Below are 24,326 nucleotides of genomic sequence, written 5' to 3' on the forward strand. Positions count from 1 at the left end.
CCGATCAGGGCGTGGTCAGTCGCGGCCGCGATAGGGCTCGACATATTGCAGGGCCATGTCCCACGGAAAGAAGATCCAGGTATCCTGGCTGACCCCGGTGATGAAGGTATCGGCCTGTTTCTCGCCTTCAGGCTTGGCATAGACGCAGGCGAAATGCGCCTTTGGGTAGCGCGAGCGGACCAGTTCCAGCGTCTTGCCGCTGTCGACAAGGTCGTCGACGATCAGGATGCCCGTGCCGTCGCCCATCAGTTCGGGGTCGGGGCTGTTGAGCACTTCCGCCTCGCGGCGTTCATCCTCTTTGCCACCGCCGGCGTGATAGGACTTGACCGAAATGGTATCGACCGTGCGAATACCCAGCTCGCGCGCCACGATCATCGCGGGCGCCATGCCGCCACGGGTGATGGCGACGATGGCGCGCCAGGCGCCCTCATCCGGGCCGAACCCGTCAAGCCGCCAGGCCAGTGCCCGGCTGTCGCGATGGATCTGGTCCCAACTGACGTGAAACCCTTTTTCGTGCGGCAGGCGGTCGGTCATGGCAGTCTCCTTTATCTTGAGAAGAGCAGGCGCAGGCCAAGCAGGGCCAGAACACCCGCGGCGATGCGGTCAAGCAGGGGTTTCAGGCGCAGGTACCCGGCGCGCGCGGTGGCGGTGGACAGGGCAAGCGCGAAAACCGTGTAGACCGCCCATTCAACGAAAAGGTGGTTGAGCACGATCAGCCCCTTTTCCACCAGCGACAGGTCGGGCGGAAAGACCACCACCAGCACGGAGGCGGCAAACAGCACGGATTTCGGATTGCCCAGGTTCACCAGGAACCCGGTGCCAAAGGCGCGGCGCAGGCGTGGGGCGTTGCCATCGGGCGCGGCCACGGGTTGGCGGGCGTCGCGCCACATGCCCCATGCGATATACAGCAGGTAAAGCGCGCCCCCGGTTTTCAGGATCACGTAGGCCCAGGGAAAAAGCGTGAACATCGCGTCCAGCCCCAAAAGCCCCGCCCCCGTCCAGAGCGCGGCCATCGTGCCCAGCCCCGCGCCGGTGGCAATCCCGGCCAGCCGCCCCGATGCCATTGTTGCCCTCAGGGCCAGAAGAAGCGCGGGCCCGGGCGAGGCCATCGCGGCCAGTAGCACCAGGTTGAAGGCGATCAGGTGGCCGATCTCCATCCGCGCGCCCCCGGCTCAGCTGGCCACGCGCAGCGCCAGAACGCCCAGCACCGCTGCGGCTATCCTGTCGATCCGCGCCTTGAGGCGGAAATAGAAGGCCCGTGCCGGCGCCGTGCTGAGGATCATCGCAACTGCGCCGTACCACACTGTTTCCAGCACCAGGTGATTGCCCACGATCAGCGCGGCCTCGGCCCCCGCCGGCATCGTGGGAAACACGGTGGTAAAGATCGCGGCGATGAAGAAAACGGCCTTGGGGTTGGCGAAATTCGTGACCAGCCCCAGCCTGAACCCGCCAAGGCCCCTTGGGGCGTCCTGGTCAATCGGGCGATGCGCCCCGCGCCACAGCACGACGGCCAGCCACAACAAATACGCCCCGCCCAGCAACTTCAACGCCATGTAGGCCCAGGGCACCAGCGCAAAGATCGCCGAAAGGCCCGCCAGCGCCAGAAGCGTCCAGCAGACCGCGGCACAGGCCAATCCCAGCCCGCAACGCAGCGCCGCGTGGCGGCCGTGGGCAAAAGACGTGCGCATCATCGCGATGAAGGCCGGCCCCGGCGAGGCAAGCGCGCCAAGAATGGCGATGTTGAACGCGATCAGGTGGGGCCAGTCCATAGGGCTTAGCCGTCCTTCCGGCCGGTCACGGCGTCGATGTCGGGCGCGTCCACGGCCTTCATGCCGACCACGTGATAGCCCGCGTCGACATGCAGCGTTTCGCCGGTCACGCCGCTGCCCAGGTCGGACAGCAGGTAAAGCGCCGATTTGCCCACGTCGTCGATCGTCACGTTACGGCGCAGGGGCGAATTGAGTTCGTTCCATTTCAGGATATAGCGGAAATCGCCGATACCGCTGGCGGCCAGCGTCTTGATCGGGCCGGCGCTGATCGCGTTGACGCGGATGCCATCCTTGCCCAGGTCTTCGGCCATGTATTTCACCGAGGCTTCAAGCGCGGCCTTGGCGACGCCCATCACGTTGTAATGGGGCATGACCTGCTCGGCGCCGTAATAAGTAAGCGTCAGCGCGCTGCCGCCCTCGGTCATCAGCTTCTCGGCGCGCTGCACGACGGCGGTGAAGCTGTAGCAGCTGATATCCATCGTCATCAGGAAATTGTTGCGGCTGGTATCGACATAGCGACCGCGCAGTTCGGATTTGTCGGAAAACCCTATGGCGTGCACGATGAAGTCGAGCTTGCCCCATTTCGCTTCGATCTCGGCAAAGGCGGCGTCGATCGAGTCGGCGTCGGACACGTCGCAATCAATCAGGGTCTCGACGCCCAGCTGTTCGGCCAGCGGGGCGACGCGTTTGCGAAACTGGTCGCCCATGTAGGTGAACGCCATTTCGGCGCCGGCCTCGGCGCAGGCACGGGCGATGCCCCAAGCGATTGACTTGTCGTTGGCCAGGCCCATGATCAGACCGCGCTTCCCGGCCATGAGAGTGTTTGACATTTCCGCAACCTTACCCAGTTCCTGTGACGTTGCCTGTCCTTTAGGCGATGGCTTACGCTGCATCAAGGCAAACCGGGGCCTGCGCGCCCAAACCAACCACGAAAGGCCATGCCCGACCGTGATGAAACAAGGAATTTTCACTAATGACCGACCGTAGCGGGATCTTCGCCGGGGATGACCCTTTTGCAATCGCGCGGGCCTGGCTGACCGAGGCCGAGCAGGCCGAAATCAATGATCCGAACGCCATCGCGCTGTCGACCGTCGATGCAGACGGCATGCCCAACGCGCGGATGGTGCTCCTGAAGGAGATAGAGGATGACGCCTTCGTCTTTTACACCAATTACGAGAGCGCCAAGGCCCGGGAAATCGAGCAGGCCGGCAAGGCGGCCTTCGTCATGCACTGGAAATCGCTGCGTCGGCAAATCCGCGTACGCGGCACCGTCACGCGTGAGGACGGCCCGAAAGCGGATGCCTATTACGCGTCGCGTAGTCTGAAAAGCAGGCTTGGCGCCTGGGCCAGCCAACAGTCCCGCCCGCTGGCATCCCGCGCTGCGCTGATGGCCGAGGTCGCGAAAGTAACCGCATGTCATGGCACCAATCCGCCCAGACCATCCTTTTGGGGGGGTTACAGAATCATGCCGACTCAGATCGAGTTCTGGGCGGATGGGGCGTTTCGACTGCACGACCGTTTCGTGTGGCGCAGGGCGGACGCGGGACAAAATTGGGAAATAACACGGCTCAACCCGTGAATTTCACGTCGCGTGAAATGCAGACGCCCATGAAAATTGAATTATTTCACCTTGCACCCAGTGTGGATTATGCCGCATTCAATGCAACAAGGTGAATAGGACTCGTGGGTAAAAAACTTGACGAATGAAAATGAAAACACCCGCAGGTTGACGGGGCAGGTTAAATGGTTCGACCCGGTTAAGGGTTTTGGGTTTGTGATCGCCGATGAAGGCGGACCGGACATCCTGCTGCATGCCAACGTGCTGAGGAACTTCGGACAAAGCTCGGTCGCGGATGGGGCGCGGATCGAGATCGAGGCACAGCAAACGCCACGCGGCGTGCAGGCCGTTACCGTGTTCTCTATCGAACCGCCCGAGGGGGCGGGTGCGGCCACGCTGACGGATTTCGAGGAGATCGACCCTGAAACGATCGCCGCCGCCCCCTTGGAGCCGGCGCGCGTCAAGTGGTTCGACAAGGGCAAGGGGTTCGGATTCGGCAACGTGTTCGGGCGTCCCGAAGATGTGTTTTTTCACATCGAGGTTCTGCGCCGATCGGGGCTTGCCGACCTGCAACCGGGCGAGGCAATCTGCCTGCGTGTGATCGACGGCAAACGCGGCCGGATGGCGACCGAGGTATTGGCATGGGAAGCAGCATTGAAGACGTCAGACGCGTAATGTCGCGCGCGCGGCGGGGCCTTGGCTTTGCCGCGCTTCTGCTTTTGGTGCTTGGCCTTGCAGGTACGGTGACAGGCCCGGTGCGGGCCGATACCGCCGCCTGTGCGCCGGGTGTCGTGCATCTGCGCGGTGACTGGGGCCGGGCGCGATTCTCGGTCGACCTGGCGCAAACGCCGCGCGAGCAAGCCCGCGGCCTTATGTTTGTCGAACAGATGCCGCGCAGCCGCGGCATGTTGTTCATATATCCTAGGCCGCAATCGGTTTCGTTCTGGATGAAGAACACGCTGATTCCTCTCGACATGATCTTTCTCGATTCCACCGGCACGGTGCGACACGTGCATCACGACGCGGTGCCGGGCGACCTGACCCCGATACGCGGCGGGCGCGAGATCCTGGTGGTTCTGGAAATAAATGCCGGTCTGGCGCGTGAACTGGGGATCGCGCCGGGCAGCGAGATGCGCCACCCCGCCTTTGATCGCGAAGACGCGGCCTGGCCCTGTTAAGGGGCTTTTCAATCCGGTTGGCACGGGGTATTGGAGCACATGGTTCGGGACGTGGCGCAGTCTGGTAGCGCACCTGTTTTGGGTACAGGGGGTCGTGAGTTCGAATCTCGCCGTCCCGACCATATATCCCTGTTCGGCCTATCCGGCCGGCGTGGCACGGGGCCGGAATGAGCATCCCTGACATTGTGATTGAAAACGTGTCGCTGACGCTTGGGGAAACCCGCGTTTTCAACGAGTTCTCGTTGCGCATGTCCGAGCGGCGCGTTGCTGTCATTGGCCGCAACGGGGCGGGAAAATCACAACTGGCGCGCCTGGTCGCCGGTTTGCTTGCGCCCGATACGGGCCGAGTGCGCGTGGAAGATATCGACGTGGGGCGCGACAGGCGTGCGGCGCTGGCGACGGTGGGCATCCTGTTCCAGAACCCCGATCACCAGATCATCTTTCCCACCGTCGAGGAAGAACTGGCCTTTGGCCTGCGCAGCCAGGGCCTCGACCCGCGCGAAGCCGCACGCCGCGTGAGCGATATGCTGGCGCGATTCAATCGCGCCGATTGGGCCACGCGCGCGGTGCACACGCTCAGCCAGGGGCAACGCCACCTCGTATGCCTGATGGCGGTCTTGTTGATGGCACCGCGCGTCATCGTTCTGGACGAGCCCTTTGCCGGTCTGGACATGGCCACCGCGCTGCGCCTGACACGCTACCTGGAAACCGTCGATCAACAGCTTGTGCACATCACCCATGATCTGCCCGCGGTCGAGGATTATGACCGCGCGATCTGGCTGGATGGCGGGACAGTGCGCGCCGATGGCCCGCCGGCGCAGGTTCTGCCGGCCTATCGTGCGGCGATGGTGGCGCTGGGGGGCAGCGATGCTTTCACTGACATCTGAACGGCGCACCCCCTGGCACGCGATCGCGGCGGGGCCCAAGATGCTGGTGTTGCTTGCGGCGACGCTGGGGGCCTTCTGGATCGAGGGTGTTGGTCCCATCCTGGGATTCGCGGCAACGGTGGCGGCGCTTTACATGCCGGGGGGGCTTGTATTCGCGCGGGCGGGCGCGCGGATGCTGGCGCCGGTTGTGCCCTTCGTCGTCGTGATCCTGGCCTGGCACTGGTGGACCGGCGCATTGGCGCAGGGCGTGGTCATCGTGCTGCGGATGGTGGCGTTGATCGCGCTGGCCAACCTCGTCACCATGACCACGCGTTTGCAAGACATGCTGGACCGTGTCGATGCCGCCTTGGCGCTTTTGCGCTTGCCACAGGCCTGGCGGCGGCGTCTGGCATTGGCGGTTGCGCTGGTCATCCGTTTTACCCCTGTGCTGGTGCAAAAGGGCGCGGCGTTGTCGCAATCCTGGCGCGCGCGCAGCCGGCGGCGGCCTGGCTGGCGGCTGGTGTTGCCCTTCGCGCTGGTCGCGATCGACGACGCCGAACGCGTGGCCGAGGCCTTGCGCGCCCGCTCGGGCGAATTGTAGACAGGCATGACCCCAAGCTGGAGACCCTCGAGATGGAACGCAACATTACCCTGATCGCCCTGTTTGCCGCGCTGATCGCGGCGCTTGGGCTGGTGCCGAAATTCGACCTTGCGGGCGGTGTGCCGATTACGGCGCAAAGCCTGGGCGTGATGCTGGCCGGTACGATCCTGGGCGCGCGCCGGGGGGCGCTGGCGGTGCTTTTGTTCCTGTTTCTCGTGGCGCTTGGCCTGCCTCTCTTGGCGGGCGGGCGCGGCGGCCTGGGCGTGTTCCAGGGGCCAACCGCGGGCTTTATCGTTGGCTTTCCCCTGGCCGCCCTTGTCACCGGCTGGGCCAGCCGGGCCTGGGCGGGCCGCGGTGCCACGGGCGTGCTGGGCACGGCGCTGGCGGCGCTGCTGGGCGGTGTCGTGGTGCTTTACGTTTTCGGCATCGCCGGGTTTGCGCTTGTTACCGACCGGTCGTTCGGCGCGGCGGCAGCGATCATGTGGGTCTTTGTGCCCGGCGACGTGATAAAGGCCGTTCTGGCCGGGTTCATCACCCAAGGGGTGTTGCGCGCACGGCCCGACCTGGCGCGCGGTTAATCGGGCCCGCGCCGTATCAGGTGGCGCTGGTGACCGGCCTCTTCGACAAGCGATAGGTGCAGATGCCCGGCCTCGGCGCAGAAATGCGGCAGGTCGATTCGCGCCATGGCGTCATCGGCCAGTACGGCCACCAGCGTGCCCGGCGCCAGCCCCACCAACCCTTTGCGCGCGCGCAAGACGGGCAGGGGGCAGATCAGCCCGCGTGCATCTATGGTGATGTCGGCCTTGTCGGTCATGGCGGTGGATTAGCGCGGGGGCGGAGTGCTGTCCACGCGTATGTGACCATCCGTCACCAGGTTGGGGCGTGACGCGGCGGGCAGGTCGGGCTATGCAACGCCCATGTTCGGAATCGAGATCATAGACGCGGCGCTGCTGCCCGCGATGGTGGTGGCCCTTATTGCAGGGCTGGTGTCCTTTCTGTCGCCTTGCGTGCTGCCCATCGTGCCGCCCTACCTGGCCTATATGAGCGGCGTGTCCCTGGCGGATCTGAACCGCGAGGATTCGCCCAAAAGCGCGGTGGGGCCGGCGGCGTTTTTCGTGCTGGGCCTGTCGACCGTGTTCTTGCTGCTGGGATTCGCAGCCAGCGCGGTGGGAACGCTGTTCTTGCAATACCAAGGCTGGTTCAACACCATCGCGGGCGTGATCGTGATGGTGTTCGGCGCGCATTTCGTGGGCGTCTACCGTATCGGCTTTCTTGATCGCGAGGCACGGCTGGATGCCGGTGACCGGGGTGGCAGCGCCTTTGGTGCCTATGTTCTGGGGCTGGCCTTTGCCTTTGGCTGGACACCTTGCATCGGCCCGCAACTGGGCGCGATCCTTTCGCTTGCGGCAAGCGAGGCATCTGTGGCGCGTGGCACGCTTTTGCTGGCCGTCTACGCCGCCGGGCTGGGTATTCCTTTCCTGCTGGTTGCGGCCTTCCTGCCACGTATGCAGGGGCTGATGGGCTGGATGAAACGGCACATGGAGCAGATCGAACGGGTTATGGGCCTGTTGCTGTGGACGATCGGACTGCTGATGTTGACGGGCGGGTTCTCGGCCTTTTCGTACTGGCTGCTCGAAACCTTTCCGGCGCTGGCGGCCCTGGGCTGAGCGCGGCCAGCCCCCGCCCGGCGCCCGGCGTTTTTGCGCAGGCGACCCGATGGGGCGTGGCAATTCATGACCGTTCCCCGATACATGGCTGCGTAAAACCGCCTTATGCTTGCCGGATTTGCGATGTAACGTCACGAAAAATGGGGTCAGTCATGGGCAGTTCGGACCGACAAGCCAAAGACGTGCGCAAGCGCCGGGTGTTCTACATTCCGGGCTACGACCCGATTCACCCCCGCCGCTACCGCGAGCTTTATCGCAAGGAAGGCGCCGAACAGGCGGCCATTTCGGGGTACGAGCTGACGCTGGCGCCCAAGCGTGGCGATGGGCCCTATGGCTGGCATGTGCAGGCCGAGGTGGGTGGCGCAACGGTGAACACCGATGTCGAGGTTATGGTGTGGTCTGATATCGTGCGCAACAGCATGTCGAACACGATTCTCGCCACCTATGGCCAACTACTGCGAACCGCTTGGGCCTATATCGGCTCGGGCGCGCTGTGGCGATTGATGAAACTGCGTAAGGGGCCGGTGATCGCGGCATTGTACCCGGTGGGCATGCTGCTGCTGCAATTGGCCTTGGCGTTGGGGCTGGGGCACCTTGCAGGGCTGGTTCTGCAGGTGCTGGCGGGGCTGGCGCCCTTGCCCGGCGATGGCGGGCCGCAATCCGGGGTGCGGGTGGTCATGGAAAATGCCGTGTACCTTGTGGCGCTGGTCGGCGTGGCCCTTGCCGTGCTGCGCTGGTTCAAGGCGCGCGACAACAAGCTGTTCGCCTATTACCTTATGCATGACTACGCCTATTCGGCGCGTTGGAAGGGCGCCACCCCGCCCGAGTTGCAGGCACGCATGAACGCGTTTCGCGCCCGCATCGCCTCCGCCCTGCAACAAGGCGACCTGGACGAGGTGCTGGTGGTTGGCCACAGCTCGGGCGCGCATCTGGGCGTGATGGTTCTGGCCGACCTGATCCGCGCGGGCGAGCTGCCCGACGATGGGCCCGCTCTGGGTTTTCTGAGCCTTGGACAGGTCGTGCCGATGGTCAGTTTCCTTCCCGATGCCTGGCAATTGCGGCGCGATCTTGCGTATCTGTCGCGCAGCGACAGGCTGACCTGGGTCGACGTGACCGCGCCGGGCGATGGATGCGCCTTTGCGTTGTGCGACCCGGTTGCCGTGTCGGGCGTGTCGCCGCATGACAAACGCTGGCCGCTTGTCTTTTCGGCGGCGTTTTCTCAAACTCTGGGCCCCCAACGGTGGCGGGCGCTGAAACGGCGCTATTTCCGGCTGCATTTCCAATACCTCTGCGCCTTCGATCGGCCCAAGGATTACGATTATTTCCTGATCACCGCAGGCCCGCTGCGCCTGTCGCGCCGATATGCCGGGCGGCCTGCGTCGAAAAGCCGGATTGAGCGGGCCGTGTCGAAATATACCAGTGTGGCCGCATGACCCCGCCCAAGCCCAAGGCGCGGCCAGACCGCGTGTCACTGTTGAAATACATGCGGCTGTTCCGTGCCGACATCCTGTCGGCGCAACCCGCCAAGCTTTACCGGGCGTGGATGGCCGAATTTCGCACGCCGTTCTTTCGCTCTTACCTGGTGAACCAGCCTGCGCTGGTGCGTCGCGTGTTGAAAGAGCGGCCCGACGAGTTCCCGAAATCCGAGCGCGTGGGAGAGGGGCTGCGCCCGCTTCTGGGCAATTCGGTATTTCTGACCAATGGCGCGGCCTGGAAACGGCAGCGTCGCATCATCGACCCCGCGTTCGAGGGGGGGCGGCTGAAAGATACCTACCCGGCGATGTGGGACGCGGCGCTGGCCTGTGTCGAACGGCTGGGTGGCCGGACGGGTAACGGGCCGGTCGAGATAGAAGAGATCACCAGCCACGCGGCAGCGGACGTGATTTTTCGCACGCTGTTCTCGATCCCGATCGAGCACGAGATTGCAACGCGTGTCTTTCACGAGTTTCGCGCGTATCAGCGCACCCAGCCCATCCTGAACCTTGCCGCCTTTGTGCCCCTGCCGCGCTGGATGCCAAGGTTTCACCGGCGGCGCACGCGGGCCTCGGCACGGGTCATCCGAACGCTGATCACCGAACTGACGGCAGCAAGGATGGAAGAGATCCGGGCCGGGCGGGCGCCCGATGACCTGGCCACCAAGATCATGACAACGGTCGACCCGGAAACGGGCGACAGGTTCGAAACCGAAGAGATGGTCGACCAGGTGGCGATCTTTTTCCTGGCCGGTCACGAAACCAGCGCCTCGGCCCTGGGCTGGGCGCTTTACATGATGGCGCTTTATCCTGAATGGCAAGATCGCGTGGCGAAAGAGGCAGCTGTGCTACAGACCGGCGCCTTTGCCGAAGCCGGGCGGCTGCGAGTGGCGCGCGACGTGTTTCGTGAAACCCTGCGGCTATACCCGCCCGTGCCGATGATGGTGCGTGAAACCACCTGCCCGCAACAAATGCGCGACCGCACCGCGCCCAAGGGCAGCCAGATCGTGCTGAGCCCGTGGCACCTGCATCGCCACGAACGTCTTTGGGAGCGGCCGGACGAATTCGACCCCGCGCGCTGGCATACCGAGAATGGCAAAACCTGCGCGCGCGAGGCGTATATTCCCTTCTCCGAAGGGCCGCGAGTGTGCACGGGCGCGGGCTTTGCCATGGTCGAGGGGCCGCTTTTGCTGGCGCTTTTGTGCCGCGCGTTCCGGTTCGAGGCGGTAGAGGGCCGCGAGCCGGTGCCGGTGGCGCATCTGACGGTGCGGGCGAAGGACGGGATATGGCTGCGGGTCGTGCCGCGTGAGGTGCGCGGGTAGGGGGCGCTGCCCCCCGTCCGCGTGCCGCGGACTCCCCCCGGGATATTTTCAGAGAGAGGAAACAGGGGGCGGCAGGCTGGCCAGCACGTTTGTCAGATCGCCGTAGCCGGTAAACCGGCGTTCAAAGGCAAGCCCCAGCCGCGCGGCGCAGTCGCGCGCCTTTTCGGTCAGGGCGGGGTTATCTGTCTGGGCCTGGTAGACCAGTTTCTCGTAATTGCCGAAATACATCTCGCGCAGGTCGGGGTGGCGGTCGAGCCCAAGGGGTTTCCACACGAAAGCGTCGAACTGGCGCACCAGGAAATCGGTCAGGTAAAAGGCGGTGATTTCATCCTCGGAATGGGTCGCAAAGCGCGCGTTGCCTTCGAAGAAACTGTAGCAATGCGGGCCCTCGACCATATCGACCCCCAGGCGGTCACAGGCTGCGCGCAACAGCCCCCCGGTGCCACAATCGGCATAGACCACAAAGACATCGTCATAAGCGTCGCGGCGCTGTGTGACGGCCTGCTCGACGGCGGCAGGAATTTTCTCGGGCGTGTTGTGCAGGATCGCGGGCAGGCAGTGCAGGTCAAGGTGGTCCCATCCGTTGCGCTCTTTCAGATCAAGGATCTCGCGCGCCAGCGCACCGCAGGCAATCAGCAGCACGCGGCCTGTTCCGCTGGGCCGCAGGCCGTTGGTGGTAAGCGTTTCATCATCGGGCATCGACATCTCTGATCGGCTCCTGCGTGGTGTGATTGCCGGTGTGACGCGGCGTTCCGGATGAGGCGCGCCTGAATGCGACATAAGCTGCCCCGCAGCAGGCATCAATGAGTGCAGGAGGCGCCCGCCATGACCGCGACCATGTTCCAACCGCGTTGCGCCGATTTCGAGACGCGCGTGCAAGAGAGTTTTGCCCGCCAGGGCATGATGCGCAGCCTGGGCGCGACACTGGCGCGGATGGCACCGGGCGAGGTGACCATTTCAATGCCTTACGCGGCCGAGTTCACGCAGCAGCACGGGTTCCTGCATGGCGGCACGGTTGCATCCGTGTTGGACAGCGCCTGCGGCTTTGCCGGGTTTTCGCTGATGGATGCGGACAGCGCGGTGCTGACGGTCGAGTTCAAGATAAACTTTCTGGCGCCCGCGCAGGGGGAGCGGTTCGAATTCGTGGGCCGCGTGGTGAAACCGGGCCGAACCCTGGTTTTGACCGAAGGTCGGGCCGAGGCGATGGACGATGCAGGGGCGCGGCGGTTGATCGCCACGATGAGCTGCACCTTGATGGCCGTGCGCGACCGCGGGATTTCGGGGTAAAACGCGAAAGCCCCCGCCGTGTCGGCAGGGGCCTGAACCGGCGCGGGTGCCGTCAAACGGTGGCGACGCCCTGGTTGTGCTTGCGCGCGACAAAGCTTTTGGCCGTTTCAACGGCCACGGCGGCATCGCGGCAATAGGCATCGGCGCCGATGGCCTTGCCGAATTCCTCGTTCAGCGGTGCGCCGCCCACCAGCACGATGTAATCGTCGCGCAGGCCCTGTTCGATCATCGTGTCGATCACGACCTTCATGTAGGGCATCGTGGTTGTCAGCAGGGCCGACATGCCCAGGATGTCGGGTTTATGCTCTTGCAGCGCTTCAAGGTAGCCTTCGACCGGGTTGTTGATCCCGAGGTCGACCACTTCGAAGCCGGCGCCTTCCATCATCATGCCCACGAGGTTCTTGCCGATATCGTGGATATCGCCCTTGACCGTGCCAATCACCATCGAGCCCATGCGCGGTGCGCCGGTTTCCACCAGCAGCGGTTTCAGGATGGACATGCCGCCCTTCATAGCGTTTGCGGCCAGCAGCACCTCTGGCACGAACAGGATGCCATCACGGAAATCCTGCCCCACGATCGTCATGCCGCCCACCAGCGCCTCGGTCAGGATGCGGTAAGGCGCCCAGCCGCGTTCCAGCAGGATGTTCACGCTTTCCTCGATCTCGTCCTTGAGACCGTCATAAAGGTCGTCGAACATCTGTTGTACGAGTTCGTCGTCGTCGAGTTCACTGAGGATGATGTCGTCTTCTTCTTCCGACATGGGCTTTTCCTTCCGGGCCACGCAACGTGGCGTGGCTGTTGGTGTTTCTGGCGGCACGTTTCGTCATTTTGTCGCATGCCGACTGCGTCAATAGCGACATAAGCGCCAACAGTTCCGACTTATAGAGGCAAAACCACGCCCCTGTTCGGAAAAATCTTCACGATGATGTCGCAGTGAATTGCAAATGTTCCGTTTATGTTCCATCTTCACGGCATGTCGCAGCAACATCCGCCCCTGGTTCCAGCCGAAACGCGCCGCGCCCGTGGCGCGGGGCGCAACATGGCCGGTCGGTTCGAGCGTTTTGAAAGGGTCGAGCCCGGCACAGGCTGGGAGGGTGATGGCTGGGACATTCCCGAGCCGCCAAAGGCATGGCGCACCGAGGTGGCGATCGAGGCGCCGCGCAGCGCGATCACGCGCAATGCCTCGCCCGATGTGCCGTTCGACCGCTCGTTGAACCCGTATCGCGGATGTGAGCATGGCTGCATCTACTGTTTCGCGCGCCCCAGCCATGGCTATCTCGGCCTGTCGCCCGGGCTGGATTTCGAAACCCGGCTCGTGGCGCGCCCCGAGATATGGCGGATACTCGACAAGGAACTGCGCCGCCCGTCCTACGTGCCGGCGCCGCTTGCCTTGGGTACCAATACCGACCCCTACCAGCCGATTGAGTCAAGATTCAAAGCGACGCGCAAGGTATTGAAGGTATTGAAGGAATTCGGTCATCCGGTCGGTATCGTGACGAAGGGCACGATGGTCGCGCGCGACCTTGATATCCTGGGCCCCATGGCGGCGCAGGGAATGGCGCATCTGGGCGTCACGATCACCACGCTTGACCCTGACCTGTCGCGCCGGATGGAGCCGCGCGTGCCACTGCCTGCACGGCGGCTGGCGCTGATCCGTCAATTGGCCGATGCGGGTGTGCCGGTGCGGGTGATGGTCAGCCCGGTCATTCCGGGCCTGACGGATCACGAGCTTGAGGCGATACTGGAGGCCGCCGCCGCGGCAGGCGCACGGGCGGCGAGCTGGATCATGCTGCGCCTGCCGCACGAGGTGGCGCCGCTGATGGAGGATTGGTTGCAAGAGCATGTTCCCGGCCGGGCCGAAAAAGTGCTGCGCCGCCTGCGCGAAATGCATGACGGGCAACTTTACGATTCGCGGTTCGGCCACCGGATGCGGGGGCAGGGCGTGCATGCGCGCATGATCGCCCGAAGGTTCGATATCGCGGCTCGGCGGCTGGGCCTGTCAAGCGGGTTGCCGCCTCTTGACTGCGGGCGGTTCGCCGTGCCGCTGGGCACGCAAGAGCAACCGAGCCTGTTCTGATCGCGGCCGTGGCGAGGCCGGTCAGCCCCGGCGACGACCGCGGCGCTGACGTTTTGGCGTGTCGTCTTCGCCCGTGCCGTCGGCTGCAGACGAAAAACCGCCAAGACGTTCGGCGATCTCGTCCAGCGTCGGGCTGGGGCCGCGCGGCCGGGTTTCCAGCGCCTCGCGCATCTTTTCCAGGTGCTCGGGCATGGTTCCGCAGCAACCGCCGATGATGGTGGCCCCGCAATCGCGCGCCATCACCGCGTATTCGGCCATCAGCTCGGGCGTGCCATCATAGTGGATATGCCCATCGTGATACTTTGGGATGCCGGCATTGCCCTTGGCGATGATCGGGCGTTCGGTGCCCTGCGCGGCAAAGCCCAGAACGGTGCGCAGCAGGTCGGACGCGCCGACGCCGCAATTGGCGCCGAAGGCGATCGGCGGGTTGGGCAGCGCCTCGACCATGGCCACCATGTCGGCGCTGGTCACGCCCATCATCGTGCGGCCGGCAGTGTCGAAACTCATCGTGCCGCACCAGGGCATGTCGGCCAGCGCAAAGGCTTCGGCCGCGGCCTTGTATTCTTCGGGGGCGGAGATGGTTTCCAGCCACAGCACGTCGGCGCCGCCTTCTTTCAGGCCCTCGGCCTGTTCGTGAAAGATCTCGACCGCCAGTTCATGCGTCAGCGTCCCCATCGGCGTAAAGATGTCGCCCGTCGGCCCGATAGAGCCTGCAACAACCACCTGGCGCCCCGCCGCATCGGCTACTTCGCGGCCGAGTTCGGCGGCGACGCGGCTCAACTCCCGCGCGCGATCTTGCGCGTCGTGCAGTTTCAGCCGACTGGCATTGCCGCCGAACGAGTTGGTCAGGAAAATGTCGCTGCCCGCGTCAACGGCGGATTTGTAAAGCGCCCTGATGCGGTCCGGGTGGTCGGTGTTCCACATTTCGGGCGCATCGCCCGAACTCAGCCCCATGTTGAACAGGTTGGTGCCGGTGGCGCCATCGGCCATCAGCCAGTCGCGGGTTTCCAGAAGGCGCGAAAGGGCGTTCGTCATCGGGGGCTCCTGCAAGGAATCTAGGGGCGGGTTTTCATGTGCGCCGTTCATGCGGCACCACGGGAATCCATATCCGCACGAAAGCTGCCCGCAAATGGCCACGCAGCCGGACGCGGGGCCCGACTGCGCAGATCAATTTCAGTTTTCTTCGACCAGTTGGCCCTTGGCCACGATCATCAGTTCGTCCATCTTGGCGCGGATTTCCTCGGCGGTGCTCTTGTCGCCCAGGTCAGCCAGAACCTTGCGCACCACGTCTTCGTGGCCGGCCTCTTCGAAATCGGATTTGACGACTTCCTTGGCATAGGCCGCAGCATCGTCGCCGGATTTGCCCAGTTTCTCGGCCGCCCACAGACCCAGCAGCCTGTTGCGCCGCGCTTCGGCCTTGAACTTCATCTCTTCGTCATGGGCGAATTTGTTTTCGAACGCGCTTTCGCGATCATCGAAAGTTGTCATCGGCTGCATCCCTTGTCTGACAGGTCGGTTGGCCTTGATATGCCCGCCCTCGCGCGTGGACGCAAGGGGCGGGTGCGCCTTGCGGGGCACGCGCCCTTACACTAAACGGGAGCTACGCGTGCCGGGACTCAGCCCGGGGCGCGAGCGACGAGGTGGCCATGGCACGGCGCAAGAAGATTTACGAAGGCAAGGCAAAAACCCTGTACGAAGGGCCCGAACCCGGCACGATCGTGCAGTATTTCAAGGATGACGCCACCGCGTTCAACGCCGAAAAACACGCCACGATCGAGGGCAAGGGCGTGTTGAACAACATGCTCAGCGAATACTTCATGCGCGGGCTGACGAACCTTGGCATCCCCAACCATTTCATCCGGCGCCTGAACATGCGCGAGCAATTGGTGCGCGCCTGCGAGATCGTTCCGCTCGAGGTAATCGTGCGCAATTATGCCGCGGGCTCGATGGCCAAGCGCTTGGGGATAGAAGAGGGCATGCAACTACCGCGTCCGGTGGTCGAATACTGCCTGAAGGACGACAAGCTTGGCGATCCGCTGGTGACCGAGGAACATATCGCTGCCTTCGGCTGGGCCAGCCAGCAGGACATGGACGATATCCTGAGCCTCGCCTTGCGGGTCAACGATTTCCTGTCGGGCGTGATGTACGGCGTCGGCATCAAGCTGGTGGATTTCAAGATCGAGATCGGCCGCGTTTACGACGGCGACTATCAGCGCCTGATCGTCGCCGACGAAATCAGCCCGGATAGCTGCCGCCTGTGGGACATGGAAACCGGCCAGAAACTGGACAAGGACGTGTTCCGCCGTGATCTTGGCAGCCTGACCGATGCTTATACCGAGGTGGCCACGCGCCTGGGCGTGATGCCCAAGGCCAACGTGCCGCCCAGCAAACCGACGCTGATCAACTGATCGCAAGCAAACCATCAGGCGGGCAGGGGGCCTGCCGCGAATTCCGGAGGACGCCATGAAGGCACGGGTCACGGTGATGTTGAAGAACGGGGTGCTCGATCCGCAGGGCGAGGCTGTGCGGCATGCCCTCGGCGCCCTTGGTTTCGACGGCGTCGACGGCGTACGACAGGGTAAGGTGATCGAGCTGGACCTGGCCGAGGGCACCACCGAAGAAACTGTGACCGAGATGTGCGAAAAGCTGCTCGCCAACACGGTGATCGAAAGCTACCGGGTGGAGATGCTCTGATGCACGCGGCGGTTCTGGTTTTTCCCGGTTCGAACTGCGACCGCGATCTTGCGGTGGCTTTCGAAAAGGCCGGTGCGCGGGTCAGCATGGTCTGGCACAAGGACACCGTGTTGCCTGATGGTATCGATATCGTCGGCATTCCGGGCGGGTTTTCTTACGGCGATTACCTGCGCTGTGGCGCGATTGCGGCCAATTCACCCATCTGCGGTGCGCTGCGCGGGCATGTTGACCGGGGCGGTTTCGCCCTGGGTATCTGCAACGGCTTCCAGGTGCTGACGGAAACGCGCCTGCTGCCCGGTGCGCTGCGCCGCAACGCCAACCTGAAATATATCTGCAAGCCCGTGGATCTGCGCGTGGAAACGGCCGACAGCGCCTTTACCGCAGGTTATTCCGAGGGGCAGGAAATCACGGTGCCCATCGCCCATCACGACGGGAATTACTTTGCCGCCGATGACACGCTGCGCGCGCTCAATGACCAGGATCGCGTGGCCTTTCGCTATGTCAAGAACCCCAACGGCTCGGTCGAGGATATTGCCGGCGTATTGTCGGAAAACCGGCGCGTGCTGGGCATGATGCCTCACCCCGAACGCATGGCCGAGCCCGCCCACGGGGGCACCGACGGGCAGGCGATGTTCCGCGCATTGATCGAACAACTCGCAACCGCATGACTTGAGCGGGCGGGCCGCCGGGCGTAACCTTGTGAGCATGGTCCGCATCAATACCCCCTTTCCGTCACGCGCGCGCACCGTCAGCTGGCGGGCGCGGGTGGCCTTGCTGGCGCTTTTGGTTCTGGCAATTGCCACCGTCGTGACAACCAATATCCTGCTGACCAGTCGTTTCACCGAAAATACCCGCAACCGGGCCGAGCTGCGGCTGGCGCTCTACTCGGGAAACCTGTTGTCCGAGCTGCGTCGCAACGCCATCGTCCCACAGCTTCTGGCGCGAGACCCGGCGCTGATCGGCGCGCTGGAATCGGGCGATTTCAGCAGTTCTACGCAGCGGCTTATTTCTTTCGTGGATGAAATCGGCGCGGCATCGCTGATGCTGCTGGATCGCGACGGGCGCGCGGTGGCCGCGACCGATCGCAACCGGCTGGGCAGCCAGCACCGCTCGGACGGGTATTTCGTCGATGCGATCCGCGCGTCGGGCACGATTTTCTCGGTGATGCAGCGCGATGGCGGGGCCCATGTCTTTACCTATTCGCGCCGTGTCGAAGAGCGCGGCTCCGTTCTGGGCGTTATCCTGGTCGAGGTGGACCTTGCCAAGTTCGAGCGTGCCTGGGCCGGGATCTCGGATGCCGTTTTTGTGACCGACAGCGAAGGCACGATCATCCTTGCGACGGAACCGCGCTGGCGCGGCCGGACCGAGACCGAGGCGCTTGCTGCCGAGCCCGCGCGCAGCGCCATCCAGCGCGCCATACAGGCCACCGCCGACTGGACGGCGCTGCCCGCCGATGCCTACGTGCAGGGCGAAGCGGTGATGCGGATGGAAACCCGCATTCCCTTCCGCGGTTGGAAGATGACGAGTTTCACGACCTATTCCAGCGTGCGCGAACGGGTGAATGGCGTCCTGGCGCTGGAAATCATGGGATTCGCCATCTTGCTGGCGCTGGCGTTCTATTTTCTCAGCCGCAAGAACGCGCTGCGCATGGCGCTTTTCCAGCGGGAGTCGGCGGACCTTCGCGCATTGAACGCGCGCTTGCAGCGAGAAATTGCCGAGCGCGAAAGGGTGCAAAAGAACCTTGTCGTGGCCGAACAGACCTTGGCGCAAAGCTCGAAACTGGCTGCCCTTGGCGAAATGTCGGCCGCTGTCAGCCACGAATTGAACCAACCGCTTGCGGCGATGAAAACCTATCTTGCGGGTGCGCGGCTGCTGTTGCGCCGCAACCGCCCCGAAGAGGCGCTTTCATCCTTCCAGCGGATCGACGACCTGATAGAGCGGATGGGCGCCATCACCCGGCAGCTCAAATCCTATGCGCGCAAGGGCAGCGAAGAGTTTGCACCTGTAAACATGGGCGATGCGCTGGCCTCGGCATTGTCGATGATGGAACCCCAACTGAAGCAGCGGCACATCCGCATCAGCCGGGCGATCCCGTCGGAGCCGGTTATGGTGCACGGCGACAGGGTGCGTATTGAGCAGGTGATGGTCAACCTGCTGCGCAACGCGATCGACGCCACCACCGCCCAGGATGACCCCGAGATAAGTATTATTCTGGCAGCGGGCGAAACCGCCACCCTTACCGTGCGCGACAACGGCGTGGGGATCGACGATTTGGACCAGCTGTTCGAACCATTCTACACCACCAAGACCGCCGGCGACGGCGTCGGGCTTGGTCTTGCGATTTCCTCGGGGATCGTGAACGACCTTGGCGGGCGCCTGACTGCACGCAACGCCGAGGGCGGGGGGGCTGTATTCGAGGTACAACTGCCTATCTTGGGTGAAGACAATGAAGACATCGAGGCTGCGGAGTAAACCGACCATGTCGAAAGCCATGAAAATTGCCATCGTCGATGACGAACAGGATATGCGTCAGTCGATCAGCCAATGGCTGGCCTTGTCTGGCTATGACACGGAAACCTTTTCCAGCGCGCAGGACGCGCTCAAGGCGCTGGGGCCCGATTATCCCGGTATCGTCATTTCGGATATCAAGATGCCCGGCATGGACGGGATGCAGTTTCTCAAAAAGCTGATGGGCAGCGACAGCGCGTTGCCGGTCATCATGATCACCGGCCATGGCGACGTGCCCATGGCGGTCGAGGCGATGCGCGTGGGCGCCTTCGATTTCCTTGAAAAGCCCTTCAACCCCGACCGCATGACCGAACTGGCCAAGAAAGCGGCCAATGCCCGACGCTTGACGCTGGACAACCGCGCGCTGCGCCGGGAATTGTCGGATGGTGGCCAGATCATGAAGAAACTGATCGGCCAGAGCCCGGTGATGGAGCGCCTGCGCGAAGACATCCTGGACCTGGGCCAGGCCGAAGGCCACGTGCTTATCGACGGCGAAACCGGCACCGGCAAGACGCTTGTCGCCCACGCGCTGCACGCGGTGGGCGCGCGGGCCGGCAAGAAATTCGTGCTGATTTCCTGCGCGGCCTTCGAGGAAGACGCGCTGGCCAAGCGGCTGTTCGGGCCGATGCAGCCCGAGGATAGCCAACTGCCCGCCATCGAAGAGGCGCGCGGCGGGACATTGGTGCTTGAGGATATCGAGGCGCTGTCGGACACGCAGCAAGCGCGCCTGCTGAGCGTGATGAACGAGCAGGGCACCCCCGCCGAAACCCGCATTGTCGCGATTTCCAACCTGCAACAGCAGGACAAGACGCTTGAGGATGTGCTGCGCCCCGACCTGTTCTACCGACTGGCGGCGCTGCGGATCACCTTGCCGCCCCTGCGCCAGCGCGGCGAGGATATTTTGTCGCTGTTCACCAAGCTGTCGGAGCAATTCGCCGAGGAATATGGCTGCGATGCACCCCAGGTCAGTGCACAAGAGGCCGCGCAGCTTTTGCAGGCGCCCTGGCCAGGCAATGTGCGCCAGTTGATCAACGTGGCCGAACGTGCGGTGCTTCAGGCGCGGCGCGGGCAGGGCACCATCGCCTCGCTCCTGATGGCGGATCACGACGAGATGCAGCCGGTGATGACCACCGAGGGCAAGCCGCTCAAGGAATATGTCGAGGCGTTCGAAAGAATGTTGATCGACAACACGATGCGGCGCCACAAGGGCTCGATCCAGTCGGTGATGGACGAGTTGTGCCTGCCGCGCCGGACATTGAACGAAAAAATGGCGAAATACGGCCTGCAACGGGCGGATTACGTGGCCTGATCGGTAGGTGGGGATGGGTATATCGCACTTTGCGATTGTAATTTGCGTCCATCCTCCTCTATGACTAGGGAACGGATTGCTGGCGCGACGCTGCGCCCTGTGAGCCGGATGGATTTTCCGAAAGGGCATCGTGGAGAAAGACCCGACCCTTCCCGGACCGTGGAATATGGCCCTCTGATAACGAGGCCATTGTGAACAGCCCTCGGGCGCGAGCAGACCTCTGACAAGCGCCGGGCCTTTGAATTGGCATCTGCCTGACAGATGTCGGAGACGAAACGCGATGCTTGGCGCATGTGAGAAACGCAGGATGACAGCGGCCCCCGTGGCCGGGCTGTCCCGCGACTGCTCCGGCTTCGCCTCAAATAATGGACATGGCAGGATCACAGGCGCGCCCCCCGGGCGGCATGGGTTCTGCCGTGCGAATGGATTAAATGGCAAAGAAGATGCTTATCGATGCCACCCACGCGGAAGAAACCCGCGTCGTTGTGGTGGACGGCAACAAGGTCGAAGAGTTTGACTTTGAATCGGAAAACAAGCGCCAGCTGGCTGGCAACATATATCTCGCAAAGGTAACGCGCGTCGAACCGTCGCTGCAGGCTGCCTTTGTCGATTACGGCGGCAACCGCCATGGCTTCCTGGCCTTTTCGGAAATTCACCCCGACTATTACCAGATTCCCGTCGCCGACCGCGAGGCGCTGATGGAAGAAGAGCGCGCCTATGCCGAGGCGATGCGCGCCCGCGACGAGGAAGAGGACAAGCCAAAACCCCGTCGCCGGTCACGCAGCAAGGCAGCGCGCGCCGATAACGGAGATGCGGTGGCCACGGCCGAGCCCGAAAACAACGAAATCTCGGGCATGGAGACCATCGACCTAGAGGGCGACACTGTGCCCGAGGGCACCTCGCCCATGGAAACGGTGGGCGAAACCCCGGTGGCCGAACCCGAAGAGGCCGACGCCGGCGAAGAGTCGAACGGCGGCGCCGAAACGGTCGAGAAAGACACCACGATCGAGTCGGTGGCCGATGACGACGATGTCGAAGACATCCGCCTGCCGCGCAAGCCACGCCCGCGCCGTTACAAGATCCAGGAAGTGATCAAGGTGCGCCAGATCATGCTGGTGCAGGTCGTCAAGGAAGAACGCGGCAACAAGGGCGCGGCCCTGACCACCTATCTTTCGCTGGCCGGCCGCTATTGCGTTTTGATGCCCAACACCGCGCGCGGCGGCGGCATCTCGCGCAAGATCACCAACGCCGTCGACCGCAAGAAGCTGAAAACCATCGCAAACGAGATCGATGTGCCGCGCGGCGCGGGGCTTATCATCCGCACGGCTGGGGCCAAGCGCACCAAGTCCGAGATCAAGCGGGATTACGAATACCTGTTCCGCCTGTGGGAGCAGATCCGCCAGTTGACGCTGGAATCCATCGCGCCGGCCAAGATCTATGAAGAGGGCGACCTGATCAAACGCTCGATCCGCGATCTGTATAATCGCGATATCGACGAGGTGTTTGTCGAGGGCGAACGCGGTTATCGCATCGCCAAGGACTTCATGAAGATGATCATGCCGTCCCACGCCAAGAACGTGAAGCATTACACCGATGCGCTGCCCCTGTTCGCGCGCTACCAGGTGGAAAGCTACCTGAGTTCGATGTTCAACCCGACGGTGCAGTTGAAATCGGGTGGCTACATCGTGATCGGTGTGACCGAGGCTTTGGTCGCGATCGACGTGAACTCGGGCCGAGCCACCAAGGAAGGCTCGATCGAGGAAACCGCGCTCAAGACGAACCTGGAGGCCGCCGAAGAGGTGGCGCGCCAATTGCGCCTGCGCGACCTTGCCGGTCTGATCGTGATCGACTTCATCGACATGGACGAGCGCAAGAACAACGCCGCCGTCGAGAAGAAACTGAAAGACAAGCTGAAAACCGACCGCGCCCGCATACAGGTGGGGCGGATCAGCGGCTTTGGCCTGCTGGAAATGTCGCGTCAGCGCCTGCGCCCCGGCATGATCGAGGCGACGACGCAGCCCTGCCCGCATTGTCACGGCACCGGGTTGATCCGGTCGGATGACAACCTGGCCTTGTCGATCTTGCGCCAGATCGAGGAAGAGGGCACGCGCCGCCGTTCGCGCGAGGTGTTGGTGAAGGCGCCCGTGGGCATTGCCAATTACCTGATGAACCAAAAGCGCGAACACGTGGCCCAGATCGAGGCGCGTTACGGCATGGCCGTGCGGATCGAGGGCGACCCGATGCTGGTGAGCCCCGATTTCAGCCTTGAGAAGTTCAAGACCGCCACCCGCATCGTGGCCGAGGTGTCGGCACCTGTCGTCTCGGTGGACACTTCGCTGATGGATGCCATCGACGAAGATACCGACGGGGACCAGGTGGAAGAGCAGGCGACCGAATCCGAAACCGTTACCGAGACCGAGGACGAGACGAAGCCCAAGAAGCGGCGGCGGCGGCGGCGCTCGCGGCGGCCCAAATCCGCGTCGCGTGACGAGGCCGAGACGCAGGAAGGCACCCCCAAGGCCGAAAGCGCAGAAGACGCGCCGCAACCCGAAGCCGAGGCAGAGCCCGCGGCCGCACCGGCCGACGAGCCTGCGCCCGAGGACAAGCCTGCCCGCAAGCCGCGTAGCCGCAAACCGCGCGCCACCGAAAAGCCCAAGGATGACGGTGCCGAGGCGGCGGAGAAGCCCAAGCGCAAACCGCGCAGCCGCAAGAGCACCAAACCCGAGGTCGAGGCCGCCAAGGGCGACGAGGGGGGCGAGGCGCCCACGCCGGAGGCCAAGCCCGAGGATATGGCTGACGCGCCGGCCAAGGCACCCACGCCACGATCGCGCAGTCCCAAGCCAAAGCAAGAGGCCGCTGCGCCCGAAGAGCCCAAGGCAGAGCCTGCGGACAAGCAGCCCGAGCCCGCGCCAACGGCCGCCGCTGAACCCGCCCCCGAGGCAACCCCGCAGGCCGAGGCGCCCGCAGCACCTCCGGCCCCGGAACCGGCGGCCCCGACGTCGGCTGCCACCGACGAGCCCGAAGACGACAAGAAGCCCAAGCGCCGCGGTTGGTGGTCATTGGGCCGCTGATCGGGCCAAACCGGCCAAGCGATGCATCGCCGGGTCATGTGCAAAACCAGGAACTGCGCCGGTCGAAAGGCTGGCGCAGTTTTCGTTTCACGCCACCGCTGCCTGTGGCATCCTTTACCGGGGCAGGGGCGTGCCGCCCATCTGCTCAAGCATGTTACGGATATTTCGGTTGACCCGTGTATCGGGATAGATCACGTGCAGTTCGCGCCCGTCGCGCTGAGGCACCGCGACAAAGGCCGTGGCCTTGACGAGTGTTCCCGCCGTGTCAGCCGGGCTGCTTTCAAAGCGGATCACGCTTTCTGGCAGGGCATCTATCGTGCCGTCATGGCGCAGGATCGCGCTGGCCGCGCCCTCGGGCGGTAGCAGGCGGCGACATTCGATCAGGTCGTCGCGCGGGCGCAGCACACGCTCGCCCGGCCCCGAACAGGCCAGCGGCATCGCCGCGTAAAGCTGCGTCGGGGGCGCGTCGAATACCATTTGGATGTCAGGCGTGGCCGCGATCGGCAGGGACGTCGCGCAGCCCGCCAGCAGCCCGGCGCAGGCACTGAAAAAGAATCGCTTGATACCCAAGATGTGGTGTTCCTTCGCGGAGGGCCTCCCATATTCGCGATTCCGCGACCGGGTGCTTAATGCTCGTTCAAAAGCCGCGTCAGCGGCCCCAAGTTGAGCCTTGGTTGTAAAAGTGGCAGGTAAGCCTGCCGCAGGCAACGGTTTTCGACGCTTATACCGGGGTTGTTCACAGGGCTATCCACAGTGGCGCGTTAACCAATGAATCATCGGGGAGTCGCCGTATCTTCACGTCAATGTAATTTTTACACTCCTGATCGCAAAAAGTGCATTGACCGTTTCACCCAAATTACGTCAATTTGTGCGGGCCTTCGGTAGGGGACACAATATGTAGTGTCAGGCCGGGCAGGAATTGTAAGAAGTAAGTCAAGTCGGGCTTG

Annotated in this window: 27 protein-coding genes and 1 tRNA gene; 18 read left to right on the forward strand and 10 right to left on the reverse strand. The window is 63.6% G+C overall.

The annotated features are described in order from the left end of the window. Positions 1 to 15: 15 nt before the first annotated feature. The 4 genes from gpt to fabI are packed head-to-tail and all read right to left on the reverse strand — an operon-like array spanning position 16 to position 2,599. Positions 16 to 534 (reverse strand): xanthine phosphoribosyltransferase, encoded by a 519-nt coding sequence (gene gpt / locus M8744_RS03100; RefSeq protein WP_251409225.1) that lies wholly within the window; start codon positions 532 to 534, stop codon positions 16 to 18. Positions 535 to 545: 11 nt separating this feature from the next. Continuing rightward, positions 546 to 1,157, reverse strand: a complete 612-nt coding sequence (locus M8744_RS03105) for a LysE family translocator (protein ID WP_251409228.1) — start codon at positions 1,155 to 1,157, stop codon at positions 546 to 548. 15 nt (positions 1,158 to 1,172) lie between these two features. Further along, entirely contained in the window at positions 1,173 to 1,769 is a 597-nt protein-coding gene (locus M8744_RS03110; protein WP_251409231.1) for a LysE family translocator, read from the reverse strand. 5 nt (positions 1,770 to 1,774) lie between these two features. Beyond that, a complete protein-coding gene (fabI, locus tag M8744_RS03115) occupies positions 1,775 to 2,599 on the reverse strand; it encodes an enoyl-ACP reductase FabI (protein WP_251409234.1) in 825 nt (274 codons plus the stop codon). Between the two features lie 143 nt (positions 2,600 to 2,742). On the opposite strand from fabI, the gene pdxH reads away from it, so the two are divergent. The 7 genes from pdxH (at position 2,743) to M8744_RS03150 (ending at position 6,550) form a co-directional block, all read left to right on the forward strand. Next, the gene (pdxH, locus tag M8744_RS03120) at positions 2,743 to 3,348 is read left to right on the forward strand and encodes a pyridoxamine 5'-phosphate oxidase (RefSeq protein ID WP_251409237.1); all 606 of its coding nucleotides are present in this window, start codon (positions 2,743 to 2,745) and stop codon (positions 3,346 to 3,348) included. A gap of 117 nt (positions 3,349 to 3,465) precedes the next feature. Then, positions 3,466 to 4,002, forward strand: coding sequence for a cold-shock protein (locus M8744_RS03125; RefSeq protein ID WP_251409240.1), 537 nt, complete (start codon positions 3,466 to 3,468; stop codon positions 4,000 to 4,002). Then, positions 4,002 to 4,505, forward strand: a complete 504-nt coding sequence (locus tag M8744_RS03130; RefSeq protein ID WP_251409242.1) for a DUF192 domain-containing protein — start codon at positions 4,002 to 4,004, stop codon at positions 4,503 to 4,505. The genes M8744_RS03125 and M8744_RS03130 overlap by 1 nt, the downstream gene beginning before the upstream one ends. 45 nt (positions 4,506 to 4,550) lie before the next feature. After that, positions 4,551 to 4,627: transfer RNA gene (locus M8744_RS03135), tRNA-Pro, on the forward strand. Positions 4,628 to 4,672: 45 nt separating this feature from the next. Further along, a complete protein-coding gene (locus tag M8744_RS03140) occupies positions 4,673 to 5,392 on the forward strand; it encodes an energy-coupling factor ABC transporter ATP-binding protein (RefSeq protein ID WP_251409245.1) in 720 nt (239 codons plus the stop codon). After that, positions 5,373 to 5,972 carry an energy-coupling factor transporter transmembrane component T family protein gene (locus M8744_RS03145; RefSeq protein ID WP_251409248.1) on the forward strand — a complete coding sequence of 200 codons (600 nt, stop codon included), beginning with the start codon at positions 5,373 to 5,375 and terminating at the stop codon, positions 5,970 to 5,972. Before M8744_RS03140 ends, M8744_RS03145 begins: the two co-directional genes overlap by 20 nt. A gap of 32 nt (positions 5,973 to 6,004) precedes the next feature. Further along, positions 6,005 to 6,550: a biotin transporter BioY gene (locus tag M8744_RS03150; RefSeq protein WP_251409251.1), complete on the forward strand. Its 546-nt coding sequence runs from the start codon at positions 6,005 to 6,007 to the stop codon at positions 6,548 to 6,550. On the opposite strand, the gene M8744_RS03155 is transcribed toward M8744_RS03150, so the two are convergent. Next, complete coding sequence (locus M8744_RS03155) at positions 6,547 to 6,786, reverse strand: sulfurtransferase TusA family protein (RefSeq protein WP_251409254.1); 240 nt, start codon at positions 6,784 to 6,786, stop codon at positions 6,547 to 6,549. The two genes, M8744_RS03150 and M8744_RS03155, sit on opposite strands and share 4 nt — an antisense overlap. A 103-nt stretch (positions 6,787 to 6,889) precedes the next feature. Between M8744_RS03155 and M8744_RS03160 the strand changes: the two genes are divergently transcribed. The 3 genes from M8744_RS03160 (at position 6,890) to M8744_RS03170 (ending at position 10,433) form a co-directional block, all read left to right on the forward strand. Next, entirely contained in the window at positions 6,890 to 7,639 is a 750-nt protein-coding gene (locus M8744_RS03160; RefSeq protein ID WP_251409257.1) for a cytochrome c biogenesis CcdA family protein, read from the forward strand. Between the two features lie 152 nt (positions 7,640 to 7,791). Then, the gene (locus M8744_RS03165) at positions 7,792 to 9,072 is read left to right on the forward strand and encodes a hypothetical protein (RefSeq protein ID WP_251409258.1); all 1,281 of its coding nucleotides are present in this window, start codon (positions 7,792 to 7,794) and stop codon (positions 9,070 to 9,072) included. Continuing rightward, positions 9,069 to 10,433, forward strand: coding sequence for a cytochrome P450 (locus M8744_RS03170; RefSeq protein WP_251409261.1), 1,365 nt, complete (start codon positions 9,069 to 9,071; stop codon positions 10,431 to 10,433). The genes M8744_RS03165 and M8744_RS03170 overlap by 4 nt, the downstream gene beginning before the upstream one ends. Before the next feature lie 48 nt (positions 10,434 to 10,481). Here the strand turns inward: M8744_RS03170 and M8744_RS03175 are convergent, their stop codons facing one another. Next, complete coding sequence (locus M8744_RS03175; protein WP_251409264.1) at positions 10,482 to 11,138, reverse strand: DUF1638 domain-containing protein; 657 nt, start codon at positions 11,136 to 11,138, stop codon at positions 10,482 to 10,484. A gap of 120 nt (positions 11,139 to 11,258) precedes the next feature. Here M8744_RS03175 and M8744_RS03180 point away from each other — a divergent pair, with 120 nt between their 5' ends. Continuing rightward, entirely contained in the window at positions 11,259 to 11,720 is a 462-nt protein-coding gene (locus tag M8744_RS03180) for a PaaI family thioesterase (protein ID WP_251409268.1), read from the forward strand. 52 nt (positions 11,721 to 11,772) lie between these two features. On the opposite strand, the gene M8744_RS03185 is transcribed toward M8744_RS03180, so the two are convergent. Beyond that, on the reverse strand, positions 11,773 to 12,480 hold the full coding sequence (locus M8744_RS03185) for a corrinoid protein (protein WP_251409271.1): 708 nt from the start codon (positions 12,478 to 12,480) through the stop codon (positions 11,773 to 11,775). 213 nt (positions 12,481 to 12,693) lie between these two features. Between M8744_RS03185 and M8744_RS03190 the strand changes: the two genes are divergently transcribed. Next, complete coding sequence (locus M8744_RS03190) at positions 12,694 to 13,797, forward strand: PA0069 family radical SAM protein (RefSeq protein WP_251409273.1); 1,104 nt, start codon at positions 12,694 to 12,696, stop codon at positions 13,795 to 13,797. A 21-nt stretch (positions 13,798 to 13,818) separates the two neighbouring features. Here the strand turns inward: M8744_RS03190 and bmt are convergent, their stop codons facing one another. Further along, a complete protein-coding gene (gene bmt, locus M8744_RS03195) occupies positions 13,819 to 14,832 on the reverse strand; it encodes a betaine--homocysteine S-methyltransferase (RefSeq protein WP_251409276.1) in 1,014 nt (337 codons plus the stop codon). A gap of 138 nt (positions 14,833 to 14,970) precedes the next feature. Further along, positions 14,971 to 15,285, reverse strand: a complete 315-nt coding sequence (locus M8744_RS03200; RefSeq protein ID WP_251409278.1) for a DUF1476 domain-containing protein — start codon at positions 15,283 to 15,285, stop codon at positions 14,971 to 14,973. A gap of 158 nt (positions 15,286 to 15,443) precedes the next feature. On the opposite strand from M8744_RS03200, the gene purC reads away from it, so the two are divergent. The 6 genes from purC to M8744_RS03230 all read left to right on the forward strand — a co-directional run bounded on the left by purC (position 15,444) and on the right by M8744_RS03230 (position 23,379). Next, positions 15,444 to 16,205 (forward strand): phosphoribosylaminoimidazolesuccinocarboxamide synthase, encoded by a 762-nt coding sequence (gene purC, locus M8744_RS03205; protein ID WP_251409281.1) that lies wholly within the window; start codon positions 15,444 to 15,446, stop codon positions 16,203 to 16,205. A 55-nt stretch (positions 16,206 to 16,260) separates the two neighbouring features. Further along, positions 16,261 to 16,491 (forward strand): phosphoribosylformylglycinamidine synthase subunit PurS, encoded by a 231-nt coding sequence (gene purS, locus M8744_RS03210; protein ID WP_251409284.1) that lies wholly within the window; start codon positions 16,261 to 16,263, stop codon positions 16,489 to 16,491. Further along, complete coding sequence (gene purQ / locus M8744_RS03215; RefSeq protein WP_251409287.1) at positions 16,491 to 17,159, forward strand: phosphoribosylformylglycinamidine synthase subunit PurQ; 669 nt, start codon at positions 16,491 to 16,493, stop codon at positions 17,157 to 17,159. Before purS ends, purQ begins: the two co-directional genes overlap by 1 nt. Before the next feature lie 37 nt (positions 17,160 to 17,196). Further along, positions 17,197 to 18,963 (forward strand): sensor histidine kinase, encoded by a 1,767-nt coding sequence (locus tag M8744_RS03220; RefSeq protein WP_251409289.1) that lies wholly within the window; start codon positions 17,197 to 17,199, stop codon positions 18,961 to 18,963. Between the two features lie 7 nt (positions 18,964 to 18,970). Then, entirely contained in the window at positions 18,971 to 20,308 is a 1,338-nt protein-coding gene (locus M8744_RS03225) for a sigma-54-dependent transcriptional regulator (protein ID WP_251409292.1), read from the forward strand. Between the two features lie 431 nt (positions 20,309 to 20,739). Then, positions 20,740 to 23,379 (forward strand): Rne/Rng family ribonuclease, encoded by a 2,640-nt coding sequence (locus tag M8744_RS03230; RefSeq protein ID WP_251409295.1) that lies wholly within the window; start codon positions 20,740 to 20,742, stop codon positions 23,377 to 23,379. 114 nt (positions 23,380 to 23,493) lie between these two features. Here the strand turns inward: M8744_RS03230 and M8744_RS03235 are convergent, their stop codons facing one another. Beyond that, positions 23,494 to 23,949 (reverse strand): hypothetical protein, encoded by a 456-nt coding sequence (locus M8744_RS03235; protein WP_251409298.1) that lies wholly within the window; start codon positions 23,947 to 23,949, stop codon positions 23,494 to 23,496. Positions 23,950 to 24,326: the final 377 nt, after the last annotated feature.

The sequence above is a fragment of the Lutimaribacter degradans genome (assembly GCF_023703375.1).
Classification (GTDB): Bacteria; Pseudomonadota; Alphaproteobacteria; order Rhodobacterales; family Rhodobacteraceae; genus Lutimaribacter; species Lutimaribacter degradans.

Coding starts and splice junctions, on each gene's coding strand:
- M8744_RS03145 (WP_251409248.1), top strand. CDS start 5,373: ATGCTTTCACTGACATCTGAACGGCGCACCCCCTGGCACGCGATCGCG.
- M8744_RS03200 (WP_251409278.1), bottom strand. CDS start 15,285: ATGACAACTTTCGATGATCGCGAAAGCGCGTTCGAAAACAAATTCGCC.
- M8744_RS03155 (WP_251409254.1), bottom strand. CDS start 6,786: ATGACCGACAAGGCCGACATCACCATAGATGCACGCGGGCTGATCTGC.
- purC (WP_251409281.1), top strand. CDS start 15,444: ATGGCACGGCGCAAGAAGATTTACGAAGGCAAGGCAAAAACCCTGTAC.
- M8744_RS03110 (WP_251409231.1), bottom strand. CDS start 1,769: ATGGACTGGCCCCACCTGATCGCGTTCAACATCGCCATTCTTGGCGCG.
- M8744_RS03130 (WP_251409242.1), top strand. CDS start 4,002: ATGTCGCGCGCGCGGCGGGGCCTTGGCTTTGCCGCGCTTCTGCTTTTG.
- M8744_RS03220 (WP_251409289.1), top strand. CDS start 17,197: ATGGTCCGCATCAATACCCCCTTTCCGTCACGCGCGCGCACCGTCAGC.
- M8744_RS03175 (WP_251409264.1), bottom strand. CDS start 11,138: ATGTCGATGCCCGATGATGAAACGCTTACCACCAACGGCCTGCGGCCC.
- M8744_RS03140 (WP_251409245.1), top strand. CDS start 4,673: ATGAGCATCCCTGACATTGTGATTGAAAACGTGTCGCTGACGCTTGGG.
- M8744_RS03150 (WP_251409251.1), top strand. CDS start 6,005: ATGGAACGCAACATTACCCTGATCGCCCTGTTTGCCGCGCTGATCGCG.
- M8744_RS03165 (WP_251409258.1), top strand. CDS start 7,792: ATGGGCAGTTCGGACCGACAAGCCAAAGACGTGCGCAAGCGCCGGGTG.
- gpt (WP_251409225.1), bottom strand. CDS start 534: ATGACCGACCGCCTGCCGCACGAAAAAGGGTTTCACGTCAGTTGGGAC.
- pdxH (WP_251409237.1), top strand. CDS start 2,743: ATGACCGACCGTAGCGGGATCTTCGCCGGGGATGACCCTTTTGCAATC.
- purS (WP_251409284.1), top strand. CDS start 16,261: ATGAAGGCACGGGTCACGGTGATGTTGAAGAACGGGGTGCTCGATCCG.
- M8744_RS03105 (WP_251409228.1), bottom strand. CDS start 1,157: ATGGAGATCGGCCACCTGATCGCCTTCAACCTGGTGCTACTGGCCGCG.
- M8744_RS03180 (WP_251409268.1), top strand. CDS start 11,259: ATGACCGCGACCATGTTCCAACCGCGTTGCGCCGATTTCGAGACGCGC.
- M8744_RS03185 (WP_251409271.1), bottom strand. CDS start 12,480: ATGTCGGAAGAAGAAGACGACATCATCCTCAGTGAACTCGACGACGAC.
- purQ (WP_251409287.1), top strand. CDS start 16,491: ATGCACGCGGCGGTTCTGGTTTTTCCCGGTTCGAACTGCGACCGCGAT.
- fabI (WP_251409234.1), bottom strand. CDS start 2,599: ATGTCAAACACTCTCATGGCCGGGAAGCGCGGTCTGATCATGGGCCTG.
- bmt (WP_251409276.1), bottom strand. CDS start 14,832: ATGACGAACGCCCTTTCGCGCCTTCTGGAAACCCGCGACTGGCTGATG.
- M8744_RS03190 (WP_251409273.1), top strand. CDS start 12,694: ATGTCGCAGCAACATCCGCCCCTGGTTCCAGCCGAAACGCGCCGCGCC.
- M8744_RS03230 (WP_251409295.1), top strand. CDS start 20,740: ATGGCAAAGAAGATGCTTATCGATGCCACCCACGCGGAAGAAACCCGC.
- M8744_RS03160 (WP_251409257.1), top strand. CDS start 6,890: ATGTTCGGAATCGAGATCATAGACGCGGCGCTGCTGCCCGCGATGGTG.
- M8744_RS03225 (WP_251409292.1), top strand. CDS start 18,971: ATGTCGAAAGCCATGAAAATTGCCATCGTCGATGACGAACAGGATATG.
- M8744_RS03170 (WP_251409261.1), top strand. CDS start 9,069: ATGACCCCGCCCAAGCCCAAGGCGCGGCCAGACCGCGTGTCACTGTTG.